The 18,563-nt window shown below is 73.5% G+C and carries 19 protein-coding genes; 7 read left to right on the plus strand and 12 right to left on the minus strand.

From position 1 onward, the window contains the following. The first annotated feature begins 77 nt into the window (after positions 1 to 77). The 3 genes from HD593_RS38955 to HD593_RS38965 all read left to right on the plus strand — a co-directional run bounded on the left by HD593_RS38955 (position 78) and on the right by HD593_RS38965 (position 2,106). On the plus strand, positions 78 to 593 hold the full coding sequence (locus HD593_RS38955) for a calcium-binding protein (protein WP_185107007.1): 516 nt from the start codon (positions 78 to 80) through the stop codon (positions 591 to 593). 601 nt (positions 594 to 1,194) lie between these two features. Next, positions 1,195 to 1,434, plus strand: coding sequence for a hypothetical protein (locus HD593_RS38960; RefSeq protein ID WP_185107008.1), 240 nt, complete (start codon positions 1,195 to 1,197; stop codon positions 1,432 to 1,434). 255 nt (positions 1,435 to 1,689) lie between these two features. Further along, positions 1,690 to 2,106, plus strand: coding sequence for a TetR family transcriptional regulator (locus HD593_RS38965; protein WP_185107010.1), 417 nt, complete (start codon positions 1,690 to 1,692; stop codon positions 2,104 to 2,106). On the opposite strand, the gene HD593_RS38970 is transcribed toward HD593_RS38965, so the two are convergent. Together HD593_RS38970 and HD593_RS38975 are read right to left on the minus strand one after the other, a co-directional pair. Continuing rightward, complete coding sequence (locus HD593_RS38970) at positions 2,045 to 2,746, minus strand: B3/B4 domain-containing protein (protein ID WP_185107012.1); 702 nt, start codon at positions 2,744 to 2,746, stop codon at positions 2,045 to 2,047. The genes HD593_RS38965 and HD593_RS38970 overlap by 62 nt on opposite strands. 51 nt (positions 2,747 to 2,797) lie before the next feature. Then, positions 2,798 to 4,042: an MFS transporter gene (locus tag HD593_RS38975; RefSeq protein WP_185107014.1), complete on the minus strand. Its 1,245-nt coding sequence runs from the start codon at positions 4,040 to 4,042 to the stop codon at positions 2,798 to 2,800. Positions 4,043 to 4,126: 84 nt separating this feature from the next. Between HD593_RS38975 and HD593_RS38980 the strand changes: the two genes are divergently transcribed. Beyond that, positions 4,127 to 4,957: a LysR family transcriptional regulator gene (locus HD593_RS38980; RefSeq protein ID WP_312904019.1), complete on the plus strand. Its 831-nt coding sequence runs from the start codon at positions 4,127 to 4,129 to the stop codon at positions 4,955 to 4,957. A 44-nt stretch (positions 4,958 to 5,001) separates the two neighbouring features. On the opposite strand, the gene HD593_RS38985 is transcribed toward HD593_RS38980, so the two are convergent. The 6 genes from HD593_RS38985 to HD593_RS39010 are packed head-to-tail and all read right to left on the minus strand — an operon-like array spanning position 5,002 to position 9,912. Then, complete coding sequence (locus HD593_RS38985; RefSeq protein WP_185107018.1) at positions 5,002 to 5,529, minus strand: GNAT family N-acetyltransferase; 528 nt, start codon at positions 5,527 to 5,529, stop codon at positions 5,002 to 5,004. 5 nt (positions 5,530 to 5,534) lie between these two features. Then, complete coding sequence (locus tag HD593_RS38990; RefSeq protein WP_185112396.1) at positions 5,535 to 6,287, minus strand: amino acid ABC transporter ATP-binding protein; 753 nt, start codon at positions 6,285 to 6,287, stop codon at positions 5,535 to 5,537. An 8-nt stretch (positions 6,288 to 6,295) separates the two neighbouring features. Further along, on the minus strand, positions 6,296 to 7,207 hold the full coding sequence (locus HD593_RS38995; RefSeq protein WP_185107020.1) for an amino acid ABC transporter permease: 912 nt from the start codon (positions 7,205 to 7,207) through the stop codon (positions 6,296 to 6,298). Then, positions 7,204 to 8,124, minus strand: coding sequence for an ABC transporter substrate-binding protein (locus HD593_RS39000; RefSeq protein WP_185107022.1), 921 nt, complete (start codon positions 8,122 to 8,124; stop codon positions 7,204 to 7,206). The genes HD593_RS38995 and HD593_RS39000 overlap by 4 nt, the downstream gene beginning before the upstream one ends. After that, positions 8,117 to 9,001 (minus strand): deaminated glutathione amidase, encoded by an 885-nt coding sequence (locus HD593_RS39005; RefSeq protein WP_185107024.1) that lies wholly within the window; start codon positions 8,999 to 9,001, stop codon positions 8,117 to 8,119. Before HD593_RS39005 ends, HD593_RS39000 begins: the two co-directional genes overlap by 8 nt. Further along, entirely contained in the window at positions 8,998 to 9,912 is a 915-nt protein-coding gene (locus HD593_RS39010) for a substrate-binding domain-containing protein (protein ID WP_221525193.1), read from the minus strand. The genes HD593_RS39005 and HD593_RS39010 overlap by 4 nt, the downstream gene beginning before the upstream one ends. A 134-nt stretch (positions 9,913 to 10,046) precedes the next feature. On the opposite strand from HD593_RS39010, the gene HD593_RS39015 reads away from it, so the two are divergent. Beyond that, positions 10,047 to 11,402 (plus strand): aminotransferase-like domain-containing protein, encoded by a 1,356-nt coding sequence (locus HD593_RS39015; RefSeq protein ID WP_221525194.1) that lies wholly within the window; start codon positions 10,047 to 10,049, stop codon positions 11,400 to 11,402. On the opposite strand, the gene HD593_RS39020 is transcribed toward HD593_RS39015, so the two are convergent. After that, positions 11,386 to 12,399, minus strand: a complete 1,014-nt coding sequence (locus tag HD593_RS39020) for a hypothetical protein (protein ID WP_312904020.1) — start codon at positions 12,397 to 12,399, stop codon at positions 11,386 to 11,388. The two genes, HD593_RS39015 and HD593_RS39020, sit on opposite strands and share 17 nt — an antisense overlap. Before the next feature lie 60 nt (positions 12,400 to 12,459). Continuing rightward, positions 12,460 to 15,387: a bifunctional [glutamine synthetase] adenylyltransferase/[glutamine synthetase]-adenylyl-L-tyrosine phosphorylase gene (locus HD593_RS39025; protein ID WP_312904021.1), complete on the minus strand. Its 2,928-nt coding sequence runs from the start codon at positions 15,385 to 15,387 to the stop codon at positions 12,460 to 12,462. 80 nt (positions 15,388 to 15,467) lie between these two features. Between HD593_RS39025 and HD593_RS39030 the strand changes: the two genes are divergently transcribed. Next, positions 15,468 to 16,016, plus strand: coding sequence for an HXXEE domain-containing protein (locus tag HD593_RS39030; RefSeq protein ID WP_185107034.1), 549 nt, complete (start codon positions 15,468 to 15,470; stop codon positions 16,014 to 16,016). Here the strand turns inward: HD593_RS39030 and HD593_RS39035 are convergent. Beyond that, on the minus strand, positions 16,003 to 16,689 hold the full coding sequence (locus HD593_RS39035; protein ID WP_185107036.1) for a type 1 glutamine amidotransferase: 687 nt from the start codon (positions 16,687 to 16,689) through the stop codon (positions 16,003 to 16,005). The genes HD593_RS39030 and HD593_RS39035 overlap by 14 nt on opposite strands. A gap of 21 nt (positions 16,690 to 16,710) precedes the next feature. Here HD593_RS39035 and HD593_RS39040 point away from each other — a divergent pair, with 21 nt between their 5' ends. Next, complete coding sequence (locus HD593_RS39040; protein WP_185107039.1) at positions 16,711 to 17,565, plus strand: alpha/beta hydrolase; 855 nt, start codon at positions 16,711 to 16,713, stop codon at positions 17,563 to 17,565. Positions 17,566 to 17,683: 118 nt separating this feature from the next. Here HD593_RS39040 and HD593_RS39045 read toward each other — a convergent pair whose 3' ends face one another. Further along, positions 17,684 to 18,397: a PaaI family thioesterase gene (locus tag HD593_RS39045; protein WP_185107041.1), complete on the minus strand. Its 714-nt coding sequence runs from the start codon at positions 18,395 to 18,397 to the stop codon at positions 17,684 to 17,686. Positions 18,398 to 18,563: the final 166 nt, after the last annotated feature.

The following is an 18,563-nucleotide window of genomic DNA, read 5'->3' on the forward strand; positions in this document are numbered from 1 at the left end:
GACGCGGATCGCCGAAGAACCTCCTGCTTCACTTCACGGCGTACGAAATTCCGTGAACAAGATTCAGGAGAAATCCCATGTTCCGTGTTCGCCGGCAGTTCGCCGCGCTCGCGCTGACCACCGCCGCCCTCGGCGCCACGGCCGCCCTGGCGGCCCCCGCACACGCGGCCGGGGCCACGGCCCGGGTCGTCGGCGGGATCGTGATCATCCAGGGCACGACCGGCAACGACAGCATCGATGTCGTGCAATCGGGGAACAGCGTGCGGATCAGCTCGGTCCTGCACGCTGTCACCTCCGGCGGCGCCCCCTGCGTCCAGCTGGGGGCCGTCGTGTCCTGCCCGGCCACGCAGCTGTCGGTCCAGGCCAGGATGGGGTCGGGTGACGACGTCGTACGCGTCAGCGCCTCCACCATCGACACGACCCTGATCGGCAACGCCGGGGTCGACAGACTCTCCGGCGGGTCCGACAGGGACTTCCTCGACGGCGGCCCCGGGAACGACTTCCTGTCCGGCAACGCCGGCGTGGACAGCGCCCAGGGCGGTGACGGCGTCGACTCGTGCTCGGCCGAGACCGAGGTCAACTGCGAGAGCTAGGCAGTCAGCGGCCCTCCCCGTCCCGGGCGGGGAGGGCCGCTCCGCGCTGACCGCCCCGTCCAGGCCGGGAACGGCCCGGACGCGGCCGGCGAGTCGCCGAACTTCCCGGAGCCGGAGGGCGAGCTCGCGGTGCAGGGTGGCGCCGTGGGCGGTGCCGGGGTTCGACGCGTCGGAGCCTGCCAGCAGGGTGACGCCCGCGTCGCGGAGCTCGGCGACCGTGCGGTAGGCCACCCTCAGGTCGTGGCGCGCCCCGCCGGGCAGCGGGAACGGGCCCATGGTGAGCATGCGGCGCGAGTGCTCCGTCAGGCGCGGGGCCACCCGCGGGTCCGCCGCCAGCAACCTGCCTCCGGCCAATGGGCCCGCGACCTGCGGATCCCCGGCCTGCGGAGCCCCGGCCTGCGGAGCCCCGGCCTGCGGGGGTGCGGCCTGCGGGCGTGCGGCCTCTGATCCGCTCGCGCCGAACAGTTCCTCCAGGACGGCCAGGGTCGGCACCACCGCGGTCCCGCCCAGCTCGTACGCGAGCGCCGGGTCCCGGCGGTCCACGAACACGTGGCCGAGCACGTCCACGCCCGCCCGTACCGCCTGGCGGGCCGTTTCCGCGGTGAGCGCGTGGGCGATGGCGAGCCAGCCGCGATCGTGGGCCGCCGAGACCAGCGCGGCGGCCGTCTCCACGGCCATGGACGGGGTGGGCATGCCCGTCGTGGCACCGTCGTCCAGCAGGATCTTGAGGTGGTCGGAGCCCTCGGCGAGCCGGGCGGCCACGAAGGCGTCCGCCTCGTCCGGGCCGGTGAGGGCGGGGAAGGGCGGCAGGTGGCCCTGGTCCACCAGGTACCAGCCGTAGCCGCCGGGGACGGTGGCGGCGGTTCCCGCCGTGCGCAGCTCGGCGCCGGCCGGGTTCGGCGCGCGCAGGGGCGCGATTCCGGCGGGGTCCGACATCATGTCTCAGCCCGGGCAGGAGCGTGCGGCCCCGCCCGTCGATCACCTCTCCCGCCCGTCGGCCACGTCTCCCCGTCCGCCGGCCGCCACAGCATGGGCCGGCACTATACATACACACATGTATGTATGTAAGGGTCGCGGACCGTGAGAGGGCGCTGGCATGCGACGTACGGCTGAAGAGGCGGCCAGGACCCGGCAGGCGCTGCTACGCGCCGCCCTGCCCGTGTTCGCCGAGCGCGGGTACGCCGCCGCCACCCTGGCGGGGATCGCCGAGCGGGCCGGGGTGACCAGGGGCGCGGCCTACCACCACTTCCACGACAAGGCCGCCCTCTACCTCGCCACGATCAGCGAGCTGTGGGCCGAGGCCGCCGCGCCGGCGATCATGATGTCGGTGAACGGCCCCGCGGCCACCTGGCCGGCCTGCCCCGAGCTCTTCTCCCCCGCCGATCAGGCCGAGGCCCTCGCCGACGCCGTGCTGTACGGCCTCACCGACCGGACACTCGCCGGCGCGGAGCTTACTGACCCGGGAACTCGAAGCGGGGAGCCGCGGGGGTCAGGATTGCCGACTTCGGGGTGACGGGCCACAGGCCGTTGAGCTCGTCGGTGAGCGTGGCCAGCAGCGACTCCACGTCCCTGGCCGCAGTGTCGTGCAGGGCCTCGGCGACGATCAGCACGTTCGCCGTCGTGTCGCGCACGGCCGAGTGGCCGCTCTGGCGGTTGGTCCAGCGGCGGGCGTGTGCCCTGCCCTCCGCGTCGGCGAAGATCACCTCGCCCGCCGGCGGGTGCTCCGTCTCGCCGCCGAAGGTCAGGTACGTCTCGTCGCCCGCGGCGTGCCGCACCTCCACGTACGAGGTGATCCGCGAGACGTCGAAGACGGCGATGGGGATCGCGTAGCCGATGGAGACCGCGTTGCACAGGTCGATCAGGGGGTGGAGGCGCGGCAGCGAGCCCTCCTTCCTGAAGCGGCGCAGCAGGGCCTCGGAGGCGCACCTGTACTGCGTCGGCTTCAGCCCCATCCTGGTGAAGGTGCGCCGCCACGCCTGGACCTCCGGCAGCTCGCCCTCGGAGGCGCCGGCCAGCCGGGCGGTGGCCCGCTCGGCGTGCGCGGCGATGCGGGCGCCGGGGACGGCGTCGGCGGTGATGCCCTCGGCGTAGAGCGCCCCCGGGACGAGCTCGGGGAAATCCCGCCAGATGTCGCTCGAATGCTGGAAGAACACGTGCACCCCATCGTCGTGGCCGCTCCCGCCGGACCTCTCACCTTACTCCGGTCACCCCGTCAGGCGGTGGCGGGCACGGCGCGCGGCCAGGGCGTAGCCCGCGCAGGTCAGCGCCGCCAGGACGGCCGCCACCAGCAGGGGCCGCCCGATGACGCCCATGACCGCCACCCCGAGGGTCGCGCCGACCTGGCGGAAGGCGTTGAGCACGCCGCCGGCGGTGCCGGCCGTGCCGGGCGGGGCGCTGTTGATCATCCCGGCCATCAGGGCGGGCAGCACGAACGACAGGCCGAAGCCCAGCACCACCAGCCAGGGCGTCAGCACGCCGGTGAGCGCCGTCCCGGCCAGGCCCGCCGCGATGAGGGCCAGGCCGCCGAGTATCGGCGGGCGCGGGCCGTAGCGGGCCACCAGGCGGCCGGTGAGCAGCGGGTTCACCGTCATGGGCAGCGTGAGCGGGAGGAACGCCAGCCCGGTGGCCATCGGGCTCAGGTGGCGGGTGTCCTGGAGGAGCAGCGTCAGCACGAACAGGGCGCCGGAGAAGGCGAAGTTCGCCGCCGTGCCCGCCAGCAGCTCCGGCCAGGTGGCGGCGAGCAGGCCGCCGGGGAGGGCGGGAGCGTGGCTGCGCCGCTCGGCCAGCACCAGGCCGGCGAGGAGGGCCAGGGACAGCAGGGCGGCCACGGGCGCGGAGCCGATCAGCGCCTCGGCGACCAGGCCGAGGAAGGCGCAGGCCAGGATCTGGACCCACCAGTCGATCACCCGGCTGCCGCGCGGCGAGACCACCTTGCGCATGGCCAGCAGGCTGATCAGGGCGATGGGCGGGTTGAGCAGGAAGACGGCGCGCCAGCCGTACAGGTCGACCAGGAGGCCGCCGATCAGGGGGCCGGCCGCGAGCGCGCTGCCGGTGATGGCCGCCCACAGGCCGGTGGCGCGGGCCCGCGCGGCGGGCTCGGGGAACAGCTCGGCCAGCAGGCCGAGCGAGCCGCCCGTGCAGAGCGCGCCCGCCACGCCCAGCAGGGCGCGCAGGCCGATCAGCACGCCCAGGTCCGGCGCGGCGGCGCTCAGCAGCGAGATCACGCCGAAGGACGCCACGCCGAGCTTGAAGATCCGCGCCGCGCCGTACCTGTCGGCGACCGCTCCCCCGGTGAGGAGGCAGGCGGCGAAGGCGACCGTGTACGCGTTCACCGCCCACTGCTGGCCGGCCAGCGATCCGCCGAGCGAGGCCCGCAGGTCGGGCAGCGCGATCGTCAGGACCGTGGTGTCGAGGATCACCAGGAAGTAGGCGAGGGAGAAACCGAACATGCGCCCCAGCCTGCTGAAACGCGGCCCTGCCGCTCAACAGGCTGAGCCGCGGGGAGCGTTCGGGAAAGCCGTATGCTGGCATGTGTGGAGTTGCGGCAGTTGAGGGGGTTCGTGGCGGTGGCGGCGTCGGGCTCCGTCACGGCGGCCGCCGACCGCCTGGGCCTGGCCCCCGCCTCGGTGTCGGAGCAGGTGCGCAGGCTGGAGGCCGGCCTCGGTGTCGTGCTCTTCGAACGGACGCCGCGGGGCATGCGCCTGACCGAGCCGGGCAGCGCGCTGCTGGCCCGGGCGCAGGGCCTGCTGGACCACGCTGACGAGGTGCGGCGCGCCGTGACGGGCGCGCGCCGCCGCGTGCGGATAGGGGCGCTGGAGATGCTGGCCGCGGCCAGGCTCCCCGCCGTGGTCCGCCGCCTGGCGGAGCGCCGCCCCGACCTGGACGTGAGCGTCGAGTCGCTCACCAGGCGGCCGCTGCTGGAGGCGGTGGCGGGCGGCCGGCTCGACGCGGCGCTGTTGCTGGACCTGGGTGACCGGGTCGGCGGGCTGGGGTTCGACCGGCCTGCGGGGATGGACCACCTGGATCTGGGCGAGGTCCGGCTGTCGCTGGTCGCGGCGCCCGGCGGCGACCGGGAGCCGCTGCTCGTCAGCCCGGCCGGTTGCTCGATCCGGTTGGCGGCCGATCAGGTGTTCGGGGTGGAGGTGCCGCGCAGGGAGCTGACCAGCATCGCCACCGCGCGCGAGTGGTCCAGGCAGGGGCTGGGGGCGGCGCTGCTGCCGGACTTCGCGCTCGGGACGGATCTGAACTCGGGGGCGCTGGTGGAGCTGGATCTCCAGGCGCCGCCGCTCGCGCTGCGGCTGGTCTGGATGCGCGCCCGCGAGGCGTCCCTCCGCGACGTCCTGTACGCCCTCAGCACCGCGTGACGGCGGCCGGCCTGCTACGGCCGGGTGAGTCCGTACGACGCCGGCTACGGCCGGGTGAGCCGGTAGAGCACGTGGCGGCGCAGCGGGCTGGCCTTGGGCACGCGCGGATGGTCGAAGTCCTCGGCCGGATCCCTGGTCATGCCCAGGCGCCGCATCACCGCCTGGGAGCGCAGGTTCCGTTCGGCGGTCATCGAGATGAGGCCGTCGAGCCCCGCCTCCTCGAAGGCGTACCTGGCCGCCCGCCTGGCGGCCTCGATCGCGTACCCGTGGCCCCAGGCCGGGCGCGCCAGCCGCCACCCGATCTCCACCGCGGGCAGGAACGGCGCCTCGAACGTCTGCAGCGCCAGCCCCGTGAAGCCGATGAACTCCCCGCTCTCCCGCACCTCCAGCGCCCACAGCGAGTAGCCCAGCCGGTCGAACTGCTCCTCGATCCTGTCGATCAGCTCGTCGCTCTCCACCCGCGTGAGCCGTGCGGGGAAGTGCTCCATCACCTCGGGGTCGGCGTTCATGGCGGCGAAGGGCGCCCGGTCCTCCTCGCGCCATCTGCGCATGATGAGCCGTTCGGTCTCCATCCGGCCTAGAGTACGCGGCTGAGGAACGCCTTCGTCCGCGGGCTGCTCGGGTCGTCCAGCACCTCGGCCGGCGTGCCGGACTCGACGACCACGCCCTCGTCCATGAACACGACGCGGTCGGCCACCTCCCGCGCGAACCCGATCTCGTGGGTCACCACGATCATGGTGAGCCCGTCCTCGGCCAGGCCCTTCATGGTGGCCAGCACCTCACCGACCAGCTCGGGGTCGAGCGCGCTGGTCGGCTCGTCGAACAGCATGAGCTTGGGCCGCATGGCCAGGGCCCTGGCGATGGCGACGCGCTGCTGCTGCCCGCCGGAGAGCTGCCGGGGGTAGTTGCCCGCCTTGTCCTCCAGGCCGACGCGGCGCAGCAGGGCGTGCGCGCGTTCCCTGGCCTGGTCGCGGGGCTCGCCCCGGACGCCGACGGGCGCCTCGACGACGTTCTGCAGCACGGTCATGTGCGGGAACAGGTTGAACTGCTGGAAGACCATGCCGATCTCCCTGCGCTGCCGGGTGATCTCCTTCTTGCGCAGGTGCCGCACCTTCCCGCCGGACGCCTCGAACCCGATCAGCTCGCCGTCCACGTGGATGGAGCCGCCGTCGATGGTCTCCAGGTGGTTCACGCAGCGCAGGAACGTGGACTTGCCGGAGCCGGACGGGCCGAGGACGACCACCACCTCCTGGGGCCGCACGTCCAGGTCGATGCCCTTGAGCACCTCCAGGTGGCCGAAGTGCTTGCGTACGGCGCGGGCGCGCACCATGGGGACGCTCACGGGGTCACCTCCGAGGGACGGCGGCGGCGGAAGGTCGCGAAGGCCCAGAAGCTCCGCGGGGCGTTCCTGGTGGCGCCGCGCGCGTAGTGCCGCTCGATGAACGACTGGCCGACGTACAGGATCGAAGTGATCACCAGGTACCAGACGCACGCGACGATCAGCAGCGGGATGGTCTGGAAGGTGCGGTTGTAGATGGACTGCACCGTGTAGAGCAGGTCGGCCAGCGCGATCACGCTGACCAGGGAGGTGGCCTTCAGCATGCTGATGACCTGGCTGCCGGTGGGCGGGATGATGAAGCGCATGGCCTGGGGCAGCACGATGCGGCGGAACGCGCGGGCGTTGCTCATGCCGAGCGCGGAGGCGGCCTCGGTCTGGCCGGGGTCCACGGACATCAGGCCGCCGCGGATGATCTCCGCCATGTACGCGCCCTCGTTCAGCCCGAGCCCCAGGATGGCGGCCAGCAGCGGCGTGATGAGCTGGTTGGTGTCGGCGCTGACGAACTCGGGCCCGAACGGGATGCCGAAGGAGATCTCCGGCAGCAGGTACGACAGGTTGTACCAGAGCACGAGCTGCACCAGCACCGGCGTGCCCCGGAAGAACCAGACGTAGAGGCCGCAGGCGGCCCGCGCCACCGGGTTCTCCGACAGCCGTCCGACGGCCAGCAGCACGCCCAGCGCGACGCCCGCGGCCATGGCGATCACCGTGAGCAGCAGCGTGGTGAAGATGCCCTGGCCGATGAGCTGCGCGTTGACGTACCGGCCGACGACGTCCCACTGGAAGTTGGGGTTGGTGACGAGCAGGCTGACGAGCTGGGCGGCCAGCACGAGCAGCACGGCCGAGGCGACCCAGCGCAGGGGGTGGCGGGTGCGGGCGGCGCCCGCGACGTCGATCTCGGGAGGTTCGCTCATGATTTCGCCAGGTTGATTCCGGCCTGGTCCAGCTTGTTGTCGGAGGTCTTCCACTTGGCCATGATCCGGTCGTAGGTGCCGTTGTCCATGAGCTTCTGGATGCCGTCCCTGAGCACGTCGCGCAGCGGCGAGTCCTTGGCCACGACGGCCCCCTGGTAGAGGTCGTCGAAGCCGTTCGGCCGGCCCTTGCCGGCGAGTTCGAGCTTGCCGCCGGCCTGGTCGACGAAGTAGGTGAGCGGTGCCTGGGAGGAGAAGAACGCGTCCGCCCGCCCCGAGCTGACCGCCAGCACCGAGGTGGGCTGGTCCTTGTACGACTGCACGGTGATCTTCTGCTTGCCCTCCTTGACGCAGGCCGCGGACTGGCCCTTGATCACCGCCTCCGCGGAGCCGCCGGCCATGACCGAGATCTTCAGCCCGCACGTGTCGGCCACCGAGCCGATCCGGTCCGGGTTGCCCTTCGGGACCGCGAACACGACGTACTCCTTGACCCAGTCCACGAAGTCGTTGTTCTTCTGCCGGTCGGGGAAGTCGCCCACGGGGCCGATGGCGAAGTCGTAGCGGCCGGAGGCGATGCCGGTCAACGAGCTGGGCAGGCCGTCCACGGTGACGTGCTCGATCTTCACGCCGAGGACCTGGCCGAGCGCCTCGGTCATGTCGGCGGCGGCGCCGGTCAGCGACCTGCCGTCGGCGCCGGCGATCTCGTACGGCGGGAACGAGCCGTTGTTGACCGAGATCAGCCTGCCGGCCTGCTTGACCTTGTCGGGCAGGCGGTCGTACAGGGCCTGGTCCTTGGCCTGGGCGGCGGCGGAGGGCTGCCCCGCCGGCTCCAGCACGCCCTCGGCCTCCGGCGGGTTGGCGCCGCAACCGGCCATGAGCAGAACGGCGGCGGCGAGCAACGCGGTCACGGGCTTAGACATGCGGCTCCAATCGCGGGTCCAGTCGCGAGTCCGGCCGCTGGTCCGGCCGCGGGTCCGGCCGCGGGTCCGGCCGCTGGTCCGGTCGCGGGTCCAGTCGCGGGTCCACCGCGAAGCGCCGGTTCTCCAGGACGGGCAGGGTACGGCGGGCGGCGGCGAGCTCGCCGGCGGAGGCGTCGGCCCACAGCAGCCCGGGCGCCTCGCCGAGGCGGGCCCTGGTGATGCCGAGCGGGTCGACGACCATGCTGGCCCCGATGTTGCGCCTGCCGCACTCGCCGGAGGCGGCCACGTAGCAGGTGTTCTCCAGGGCTCGGGCGGTGACCATGACCTCCCAGTGCCACTCCTTGGCCGGGCCGCGCACCCAGGCGGCGGGCAGCGCGAGCACCTGGGCGCCCTGGTCGGCCAGGAGCCTGGCCAGCTCGGGGAAGCGCACGTCGTAGCAGGTCATCAGGCCGACCTTCCAGCCGGCGCAGTCGAAGACGACGGGCGCGTTCGCGCCGGGGACGACGTTGTCGGACTCGCGGCGCCCGAACGCGTCGTACAGGTGCAGCTTCACGTACGTGGCGACGATCTCGCCGTCCCTGGCCGCCACCAGCACGTTCGACACGCGGCCGTCCGGCTCGGGCACGTGCACGCCGGCGACGACGGTGGTGCCGCTGCCCCGCGTGTGCTCGACCAGGCCGCTGACGAAGGGGCCGTCCAGCGGCTGGGCGGCCTCGCGGATGCGTACGGGCTCGTCCACGAAGAGGGCGAGCGCTCCTTCGGGCAGGACCAGCAGGTCCGCCCGGCCCGCCACGGCTCCGTCGATGAGCTCCTGGCAGGTCTTGAGGTTGACGGCCCAGTCCTCCGCGGAGGCGAACTGTCCTACGGCGATCCTCATGCGGGGAAAACCTCCTCGGGGGCGATGGGGCGGCCCGAGATGCCCTGCGCGTGCAGCTCCTCGCAGAACGCGGCCACCATCGGGGCGTTGGGCGCGGCGCCGTACGGCATCCAGTCCTGGCCGAAGGTGCGGGCCGTCTCGGTCAGGTCGGCGAGCAGCCACGGCGTGGTGTCGGTGAGCAGCCGCCGCCGGGCCAGCCAGTGCCGCTTGGAGCGTTCGAACAGGTCCAGCACGGCGCCGGGCAGCTCCGGGTGGCGCTCGGCGGTCTCCCGCTTGAGCGTGATCAGGTGGATGCCGGGCACGAAGCCGGTCTGCTGGTAGTAGGCCAGCTCGGCGGCGCGGTGGTCGGGCAGCAGGTGGCGGAGGCGGCTGCCGGGGGTGAAGAACTCCGGCGGCATGAACGGCGTCATGATCGCGTCGTACCGGCCGTCCGCGAGCCCTTCGGCCAGGCCGTCGCCGGTCAGCGAGACGTTGCCGGGGAGCGGCACGGGCCCGGTCCGGTCCTTGCCGGTCTCGCCGGCCACCAGCGGGCCGACCGTCCACTCGATGCCCTCGATGTCCACCCCGGCGTCCCGCAGCAGCGCGCGGGTCCAGGTGTTGCCGGAGTCGGGCCAGCCGGTCAGGCCGATGCGGGCGCCCTTGAGCTCGTCCAGCGAGGTCAGGTCGCTGTCGCGGCGGACGAGCACGCAGCGGTGCCGGAAGCCGCGCATCACGAACACGGGCAGCCCCACGAGCCGGTCGTCGCCGGCGGCGCGGCCGAGCACGTACCGGCTGAAGGAGGTCTCCCCTCCGTCGAGGCCGGGCTCGCCGAGCACGTCGGGCGTGACGGCACGGGACTCGATCTCCAGCTCGAACCCCTCGGGCCGGACGACCCCTGTCACGACCGGCACGAGGTGGTCCCAATCCCGCACGGCAAGGCGGATATTTGCCATAAAGCACCCCAAACGGGCAATAGTTGCCGTTAATTGCCAGAAACCATATGTTCAGCCATGCAAGCCACACAAGAAGATCTTTGTTGCTGAACAAAGATTTACAGGGGGACAAAGTGGACACCGCATGGCTGGCGCAGCGCATCGCCGATCCGAGCGCGCGCGGGATCGCCGCCGCCCTGACCGACCTGATCAGGGAGGGCACGGTCACGGCGCAGACGCGCCTGCCGACGGTCCGCGGCCTGGCCAGGGAGCTGGGCGTCAGCTCGGGAACGGTCGCGGACGCCTGGGCCGAGCTGCGCAAACACGGGATGATCAGGACCGAGCGGCGCCGCGGCACCGTGGTGCTCGGCCCGCCGGAGGTGCCCCGCCCGATCCGGTACGAACGCCTCGGCCACTGGGGCGACCGCCTGGCCATCGACCTGACCATCGCCTCCCCCGACACGGCCCTGCTCCCGCCCCTGGAGGCGGCGCTGGCCGCGGCGGCCCGCGCGGACGGGCTCAACGACTACGCCCGCGCGACGATCACGCCGCGGCTGCGGGCCGCCGTCGAGCCGGACTGGCCGTTCCATGCGGAGGGCTGGCTGGCGGTCGGCGGCGGGTACGAGGCCGTCCAGCTCCTCTGCCAGACCGCGGCCCTGCCGGGCGACAGGATCGCGATCGAGGAGCCGACCGGGGCGCGGCTGCTGGACATCCTGGAGCGGGTCGGCGTGCAGATCGTCCCGGTGGCCTGCGACGAGCACGGCCCCATCCCGGGTGCGCTGGAGAAGGCGCTGCGGGCCAGGCCCGTGGCCTTCGTCTACCAGCCGCGGGGCCAGTCGCCGTGCGGCCACGCCGTCACCCCCGCGCGCTCGGCCGAGCTGGCGGAGCTGCTGGAGCCCGCCAAGACGCTCATCGTCGAGGACGACGGGATCGGCGAGCTGTCGGTCTCGCCGATGGTCAGCATGGGGGCCCGGTTTCCGGGCCGTACGGTGCTGGTGCGCTCGTACTCCAAGTCGCACGGCCCCGACCTGCGCATCGCCGTCATCGGCGGGGCGGCGGACGCGGTGGAGCGGGTGCGCGTGCTGCGCAGCTTCGGCACCGGCTGGACCAGCCGGATCCTCCAGGACACGCTCGCCCACCTGCTGGGCGACGCGGGCGTGCGCGAGCGCGTCGCGCACGCCCGCGAGGTGTATGCGCGGCGCCGCGCGCGGCTGGCCGCGGAGCTGGCGGCGCGCGGCGTGCGTACGGGCGGCGGCGACGGCCTGGTGCTCTGGGTGCCGGTGCACGACGAGCCGGCCGCCCTGGTCACGCTGGCCGCGCACGGCATCTCGGTCGCGCCGGGCAGCCGCTACGTGGTCGAGCCCGCCGCCGCCCACCACCTGCGGCTGGCCACGGCCCGGCTCACCGACGACCCGGACGAGCTGTCCGCCCTGGCCGACGTGATCGCCCTGGCGGCCACGGGCGGCAGGCGGCTCAGCGCCGCGACCTGATCCCGGTGATGCGGCGGAACACGTCCCACCAGAACGGCGCGCCGAACAGCAGCGCCACGTACGTCAGCAGGAAGCCCGGCCAGTGGCTCGGCGTGCTGATCCGGTCCCACCACATGGGAAGGTTCCCCTGCACGCTCGGCTCGCCCTGCGCAGGGATCGACACGCTGACCATCGCCTGCCCCATCATCTTGACCAGGGCGGGCTCGCTGAGCAGCTCGGTCACGCAGGGCACCGGGGCCTCGCCCGTGCACTGCCGCCTCAGCTCCTCGTACGCGTCCGGCCCCGCCTCCGCCACGGCCGTGACCGAGGAGCGGAAGGCGTTGTCGCGCAGCAGCGTCTTGGCGTACTCGAAGCCGTCCATCGAGAACAGCAGCGTCACCACGACGCCCAGCACGGCCAGCACCCACTTGACGTAGCGCCTGTACAGCATGGACAGGCGCTGCATCTCCCCGTCGAACCAGGTCTCGACGCCCTTCCTGAACCGGTCGAGGTCGCCCTGCGCGCTCTCCCACACGCCCTTGAGATGGCCGTACAGAGGGCTGCCGATCTTGTGCAGCTTCCTCAGGAACTCCGGGATGTCACCGTTCTCCATCGCGGCCAGCTCCATCACCGCGACCGCGAAGCGCTCGGGCGGCAGGTTGGCGATGCTGGTCCTGCCGCGCTTGGCGTGGTCGATCTCGCGTACCCGCTCGTAGAGCAGGTTCATGATCGACTCGCCGGTCCTCGCCTCGGGCAGCCGGCCGGGGTCGGCGGGGGCGGGCCTGTCGCTGTGCCTCGGCCGGGGATCGCGCCCGAACGGCAGGGCCAGCAGCACGTCCCGGACGCTGGCGGGCAGCCACGACGGCGATGTGTCCCCGACGCCGTCCAGGGTGTCCCTGAGGTAGGCCCACAGGAACTTGCTGCGGATGGACAGCACCCGGACGAACAGCTCGTTGAGGCCGCTCACCAGCAGCGACAGCAGCAGGAACGCCACGACCAGGCCGAGGGCCAAATCCACGTAAACGGATAACACGGCGCATTGATACCACCACGCGGTGTGGCCCCGCAATGCCGGTGATCAGGCGCCGTAGAACACCCGGTCCACGACTTTGCGGGCCCGCCGCGTGACGCGGCGGTAGTCGTCGAGGAAGTCCTCCGAGCCGTCCGGCGGGTAGCCGAGCGTCTGGGCGAGCATCCTGCGCTCCCCCGCGTCGCGCGGCACGCTGTCTCCCGGCCGGCCCTTCACCAGCATGATCGCGTCGCGCACCCGAGACGCGAACCGCCACGCCTCCGCCAGCACCGCCTCGTCGGCCGGCGCCAGCAGCTCCTCCCCCACGGCCGCCCGCAGCGCCTCCAGCGTGCGGGTGGTGCGCAGCGACGGGTGCGTGCCGGCGTACCGGAGCTGCAGGAGCTGGGCCACCCATTCCACGTCCGACAGCCCGCCGGGGCCGAGCTTGGTGTGCAGGGCGGGGTCGGCGCCGCGCGGCAGGCGTTCGGCCTCCATGCGGGCCTTGAGCCGCCTGATCTCCCTGACCGTGTCCTCCCGCAGGCCGTGGCGCGGGTGGCGCAGCTCGTCGATCATCGCGATGAACGCCGCCCCCAGCTCGGCGTCCCCGGCCGAGAAGCGGGCCCGCAGCAGGGCCTGCGACTCCCACGGCGACGACCAGCGGGAGTAGTAGGCCCGGTACGACGCCAGCGTGCGCACCAGCGGCCCCTGGCGCCCCTCCGGGCGCAGGTCGGGGTCGATGGGCAGGGGCGGGTCGGGGGCGGGCAGCGACAGGAGCCTGCGCAGCTCGTTGGCGACGGCGAAGGCGGCGTCGGTGGCCTCGCGCTCGGCCACGCCGGGCAGCGGCGAGTGCACGAACATGACGTCGGCGTCGCTGGCGTACGAGCACTCCATGCCGCCCAGCCGGCCCATGGCGATGATCGCGAAGGAGGTGACGCCGGCGGCCCTGCCGAGTGCGGCGTCGAGCGCGGCCTGGAGGGTCACGTCGTTGAGCCGCGACAGCGCGGTGCCGACGGTCTCGATGTCGATCAGGCCGGACAGGTCGGCCACGGCCGTGCGGAACAGCTCCTTGCGCCGCAGCGCCCGCACCGCCGTGACGGCGGTCTCGGGGTCGCCGGTATACCGGGCGACCGCGGCGGACGCCTCGCCGAGCAGCGCCTCCGGCGGGCGTACGGCCAGCTCCTCGTCGGAGCCCAGCATGGCCACCGCGTCGGGGGCGTGCATGAGCAGGGTGGTGGCGTAGCGGCTGGTGCCGAGCACCCTGGCCATCCTGGCGGCCACGGCGGTCTCGTCGCGCAGCAGCCGGAGGTACCACGGCGTGCTGCCCAGCTTGTCGCTGACCTGCCGGAACCCGAGCAGCGCCGCGTCGGGGTCGGGCGTGTCGGCGAACCAGCCGAGCATGACCGGCAGCAGCGTGCGCTGGATGGCGGCCCGCCTGGACACGCCGGTGGACAGGTTCGCGATGTGGCGCAGCGCGCCCCTGGGGTCGACGTAGCCGAGCGCCTCCAGCCGGGCCGCCGCCGCGGCGGTGGACAGCCGCGCCTCCGACTCCGGCAGCCGCGCCACGGCCTGCAGCAGCGGCCGGTAGAACAGCTTCTCGTGCAGCCGCCGCGCCTCCATGGCGTGCCGCCGCCACCGCGCCGTGAACTCCCCCACCGGGTCGGCCTGCATACCCAGCGCCCGGCCCAGCCTGCGCAGGTCGGCCTCGCCGGTGGGCACGACGTGCGTGCGCCGCAGGCGGTGGAGCTGCAGCAGGTGCTCGACCCGCCGCAGGAACGAGTACGCCTCCGCCAGCCCGCGCGAGTCGTCACGGGCGACGTAGCCGCCCCTGGAGAGCGCCGCCAGCGCCGGGAGCGTCCCCCTGCGGCGCAGCAGCGGGTCGAGCCTGCCGTGCACGAGCTGCAGGAGCTGCACCGCGAACTCGATGTCGCGCAGCCCGCCCGGCCCGAGCTTGAGCTGCCGCTCGCCCTCGGCGCGCACGTGGGCCTCGACGCGGCGGCGCATCGCCTGCACGTCCTCGACGAAGTGCTCGCGGGTGGCGGCCGTCCAGACCATCTCGTTGACGGCCTCGACGTAGGCGGCGCCCAGCTCCAGGTCGCCCGCCACGGGCCTGGCCTTGAGCAGCGCCTGGAACTCCCAGGTCTTGGCCCAGCGGCGGTAGTAGGCGAGGTGGCTGGCGAGCGTGCGGACCAGCGGCCCCGAGCGGCCCTCGGGGCGCAGCCCGGCGTCCACCTCCCACAACGAGCCCTCGGGGGTGGTCGCGGAGCAGGCCCGCATCATGGCCTGGGCCAGGCGGGTGGCGGCCCGTAGCGCCTTGGCCTCGTCGGCGCCCTCCCTCGGCTCCGCCACGAAGATCACGTCGACGTCGCTGATGTAGTTCAGCTCCCTGGCGCCGCACTTGCCCATGCCGATGACCGCGAAGCGGACCTCCTCGGCCTCGACCTCGGTGCGGGCGATGGCGAGCGCGGCCTCCAGCGCGGCGCCCGCCAGGTCGGACAGCTCGGCGGTGACCTCGCTGAGCGTCGCCTGGCCGTTGAGGTCGCGGGCGGCCAGGTGCGCCAGGCGGCCCCGGTAGGCCACGCGCAGCGCCGTCAGCGCGCCGTTGCCGCCCTCGGCCGCGCGCGGCTCGCTCTCGCCCGGCTCGGCGCCGACCGCCCGCAGCAGCTCGGCCCTGGCCTCGCCGAGGGCGGGCTCGGCCAGCCGGGCCACCTGCCCGGGATGGCGCACGAGGTGCTCGCCGAGCGCGGCACTGACGCCCAGCACGGCCAGCAGCCTGCCCTTGAGCCCTTCGTCGGAGCGCAGCGCGTCGAGCACGGCCGGCTCGCGCTCGATCAGGCGGGTCAGCGAGACCAGGGCCTGGTCCGGGTCGGCCACGTCGACCAGGGACTCCAGGATGTCGTCCAGGTCGGCCTCCGACTGGCCGACGAGCTGCGCCGCCCTGGCTCCGTCGGCGAAGCCGAGCTTCGCGAGCCTCGCGGCGGTGGATTCGATCCTGGGCACCCCTCCATCTTGACAGCTCATGCCCGTTTCGTCGTAGCATGCGAACGCAACGTTGCGTTGCGTTTTGCGAGGAGGGCAGGATGGGACGGGTTCCCGCAGGGGTGGCGTGGGGGTTGCTGGCCGCCTGGGTGGTGCACGACGCCGAGGAACTGGCCACCATGGCGCGGTGGACGCGGGCGGCGCGGCCCCGGCTGGAGGAGCGCCTGCCGGGGATGCCGTGGGAGCGGCTGGAGGTGTCGCAGGCGCACGCGAACGCGGCCATCGGGCTGATGGGCGGGGTGATGGCCGTGGCCTCGGGACTGGGGGCGCGTACGGGCGGGCGGAGCGCGGTGTTCCAGGCGGCGCTGGCCGGGTTCGGAGTGCACGGGGTGGTGCATCTCGCCCAGGCGGCGCTGTTCCGGGGGTACACGCCGGGGGTGGTGACGGCGCCGGTCGTGGTGATCCCGTACTCGGTGTGGGCGTGGCGGCGGCTGCGGCGGGCCGGGGTGCCGTCACGCGGCCCCAGGGCGGCCGTGGCGGCGTTCCCGCTGGTCCTGGCGGGCGTGCACGCCCTCGCGCACGCCCTCACCGGCAGGTACGGCCGCACCGGCCGGCAGGGCGCGCGGCGGGTGGGGCTCAGCCGTTCCTGACCACGCCGGCGAACGCCCGCGCCACCGGGCGCCAGGTGGCCACGAGCGCCCTCTCGGCGGCCTTGACCTCGGCGTTGAGGTCCTCGGCCGCGTCCAGGTCCGAGTCCGCCGTCCACGAGGCGAAGATCTCCGGCGTGGCCTCGGGGTGGAACTGCACCGCCCACGCCGCCTCGCCGAGCCGGTAGGCCTGGTTCGGGTACTGGGAGCCGGTCATCAGCGGCACCGCCCCGTCGGGCAGCCGCGTCATGGCGTCCTGGTGGTACTGCACCGCCACGGCCGTGCTGCCCGGGCTCCCGATGCCCGACAGCAGCCGGTCGGAGGCGGCGGCCGGCAGCGCGACCACCTCGCGGGCGCCGACCTCCAGGCCGTTCGCGCCGCGCTCGACGGTGCCGCCGCAGGCCATGGTGAGCAGTTGCGCGCCCAGGCAGACGGCCAGGGTGGGGGTGGCGTCATCGACGGCCCGGCGGAGCAGGTCGCGGGTGGCGGGCTGCCAGGGGCTGCGCTCGTCCTCCCAGGCGGCCGCCGCGCCGCCGAGCACGATCAGCCCGTCCCGCGCCCGCGCGGGGACGTCCTCTCCCAGGTACGGCCGCACGACCTCGCAGTCCAGCCCCAGCCACTGCGCGAGGTAGCCGAGCCCGGCCTCGGCCTCGTGTTCGATGACGGTGATTCGCATATGCGTAATTATGTGGTGTTTATGAGGATTGATGAGGTCGACGGGCTGCGCATCGCCACGTTCGGCACCGGACCGCGCACGATCATCGCCGTCCACGGCATCACGGCGTCGCTGATGGCCTGGGCCGCGGTGGGACGGCGGCTCCCTGACGGCTGGTCACTGGTGGCCGTGGACCTGCGCGGGCGCGGGCACAGCGCGTCCCTGCCCGGCCCGTACGGGCTGCCCAGGCACGCCGAGGACGTGCTGCGCGTGGCCGACCACGTCGGAGCGGGACCGGACGCGGTGCTCACGGGGCACTCCATGGGCGCGTACGTCGCGGCGCTGGCCGCCGCGCGGCGCGAGTTCGCCAGGGTGGTGCTGGTGGACGGCGGGATCCCGCTGCCGCCGATCCCCGAGGGCATGGACCCGGACGCGGCACTGGAGGCCGTGCTGGGGCCGGCCCTGGCACGGCTGCGGCAGACGTTCCCCTCGGCGCAGGCGTACGTGGAGTTCTTCCAGGCGCACCCCGCCTTCGCCGGGCGCTGGAACGCCGACGTGGAGGCGTACGTACGTTACGACCTGACGGGGCCCGAGGGCGCGCTGCGGTCGCGGGCGGCGGGCGAGGCGGTGCTGGAGGACGGACGGTGGCTGCATCTGGAGCGGGAGGCCATCGGTGCGGCGCTGAGGGCGATCACCTCGCCGCTGTACCTGCTCAGGGCGCCACGCGGGCTACTCGACCAGCCGACGGGGATGCTGCCCGACGAGCTGGCACGGCCGTGGACGGACCTGCTGCCGGGGTTGCGGGACGAGGTGGTGCCGGACTGCAACCACTACACGATCCTGTTCGACGAGCGCTGCGTGGCCACGGTGGTGGACCGCCTCACCTCCCCCGGCTGAGGCCGCCGGCCACCGTAACGGGCCCGCGCATCTCCGCCTGAGCAGGTCACTCGGCGCACGAAGAAGGCCCCCGAGGATGGTTCGGGGGCCTTCGCGCACGTGCTCGCCGGGGAACGTTCTAGCGTGGAGCGATCCACGTGGCGCGGGCGGCGGCGACCAGCGTGCCGTCCGCCTCGTAGATGGCGCTCTGGCCGAACATCTTGCGGCCGTCGCGCCCGGTCGGGCGGGCCACCACCGAGTAGCGGCCGCCGGGCAGCACCGGGCGGTGGATCTGCACGGCCAGCCGGCCGAGCAGGGCGCTCTCACCGGGGCCGAAGTGCGCCCAGCCGGTGATGCAGTCGAGCACCGCGCCCACGATCGAGGCGGGCACGCCGTCCTCGCCGGTCACGGTGAACGGCACCCGCCAGCCGGCCGCCACGAGGTCGGTGCCCTCCACCGGGCCGGGGAAGATGCGCAGGCCGTCGCCGGGCTCGCGCAGACCGCAGGCGAAGCACTCCGCGAACGGGTGCGCCGTCAGCCCCGCGAACCCGGCCTCGGCGCGGGCGGCGTCGTTGAACGGCACGAACCCCGGGCCCTGCAGTTCCTCGGCCACGGGGATCGCCTCGACCAGCAGCTTGTCGCCGTGCGAGAGGGAGACCGTGTTGGCGACGTGCTCCAGCCTCAGCTCCGTCTCCAGCGGCGTGGGGGCGTGCAGCGTGACCTCGACGGCTGATCGGCCACCGTTCACGGCCTCGGCCATGGTGCCGGCGATCCAGCCGCCGTTGGCGACGCCGACGGGACCACGGAAGCGCTCGGGAACGGTCAACACGGTCTGCAGGGCAGCCGTCGTCATGCCACACCCTCCTATATCGCCACGCCAGGCGAAAAGTCCGGAAATATCATAAAGAGCAGGCCGATTTTACTGGACACCCGGTTTACCTAGGATGCGGGGGTCCGGTGGCCGCTCGGTACGTCTCCATAACGCCTTGAACGGGCCCGAAACTTCCCCCACCGGGTAA

This window comes from Nonomuraea rubra, assembly GCF_014207985.1.
Classification (GTDB): Bacteria; Actinomycetota; Actinomycetes; order Streptosporangiales; family Streptosporangiaceae; genus Nonomuraea; species Nonomuraea rubra.

Coding starts and splice junctions, on each gene's coding strand:
- HD593_RS38955 (WP_185107007.1), top strand. CDS start 78: ATGTTCCGTGTTCGCCGGCAGTTCGCCGCGCTCGCGCTGACCACCGCC.
- HD593_RS38965 (WP_185107010.1), top strand. CDS start 1,690: ATGCGACGTACGGCTGAAGAGGCGGCCAGGACCCGGCAGGCGCTGCTA.
- HD593_RS38975 (WP_185107014.1), bottom strand. CDS start 4,042: ATGTTCGGTTTCTCCCTCGCCTACTTCCTGGTGATCCTCGACACCACG.
- HD593_RS38985 (WP_185107018.1), bottom strand. CDS start 5,529: ATGGAGACCGAACGGCTCATCATGCGCAGATGGCGCGAGGAGGACCGG.
- HD593_RS38990 (WP_185112396.1), bottom strand. CDS start 6,287: ATGGTGCGCGCCCGCGCCGTACGCAAGCACTTCGGCCACCTGGAGGTG.
- HD593_RS38995 (WP_185107020.1), bottom strand. CDS start 7,207: ATGAGCGAACCTCCCGAGATCGACGTCGCGGGCGCCGCCCGCACCCGC.
- HD593_RS39000 (WP_185107022.1), bottom strand. CDS start 8,124: ATGTCTAAGCCCGTGACCGCGTTGCTCGCCGCCGCCGTTCTGCTCATG.
- HD593_RS39005 (WP_185107024.1), bottom strand. CDS start 9,001: ATGAGGATCGCCGTAGGACAGTTCGCCTCCGCGGAGGACTGGGCCGTC.
- HD593_RS39030 (WP_185107034.1), top strand. CDS start 15,468: ATGGGACGGGTTCCCGCAGGGGTGGCGTGGGGGTTGCTGGCCGCCTGG.
- HD593_RS39035 (WP_185107036.1), bottom strand. CDS start 16,689: ATGCGAATCACCGTCATCGAACACGAGGCCGAGGCCGGGCTCGGCTAC.
- HD593_RS39040 (WP_185107039.1), top strand. CDS start 16,711: ATGAGGATTGATGAGGTCGACGGGCTGCGCATCGCCACGTTCGGCACC.
- HD593_RS39045 (WP_185107041.1), bottom strand. CDS start 18,397: ATGACGACGGCTGCCCTGCAGACCGTGTTGACCGTTCCCGAGCGCTTC.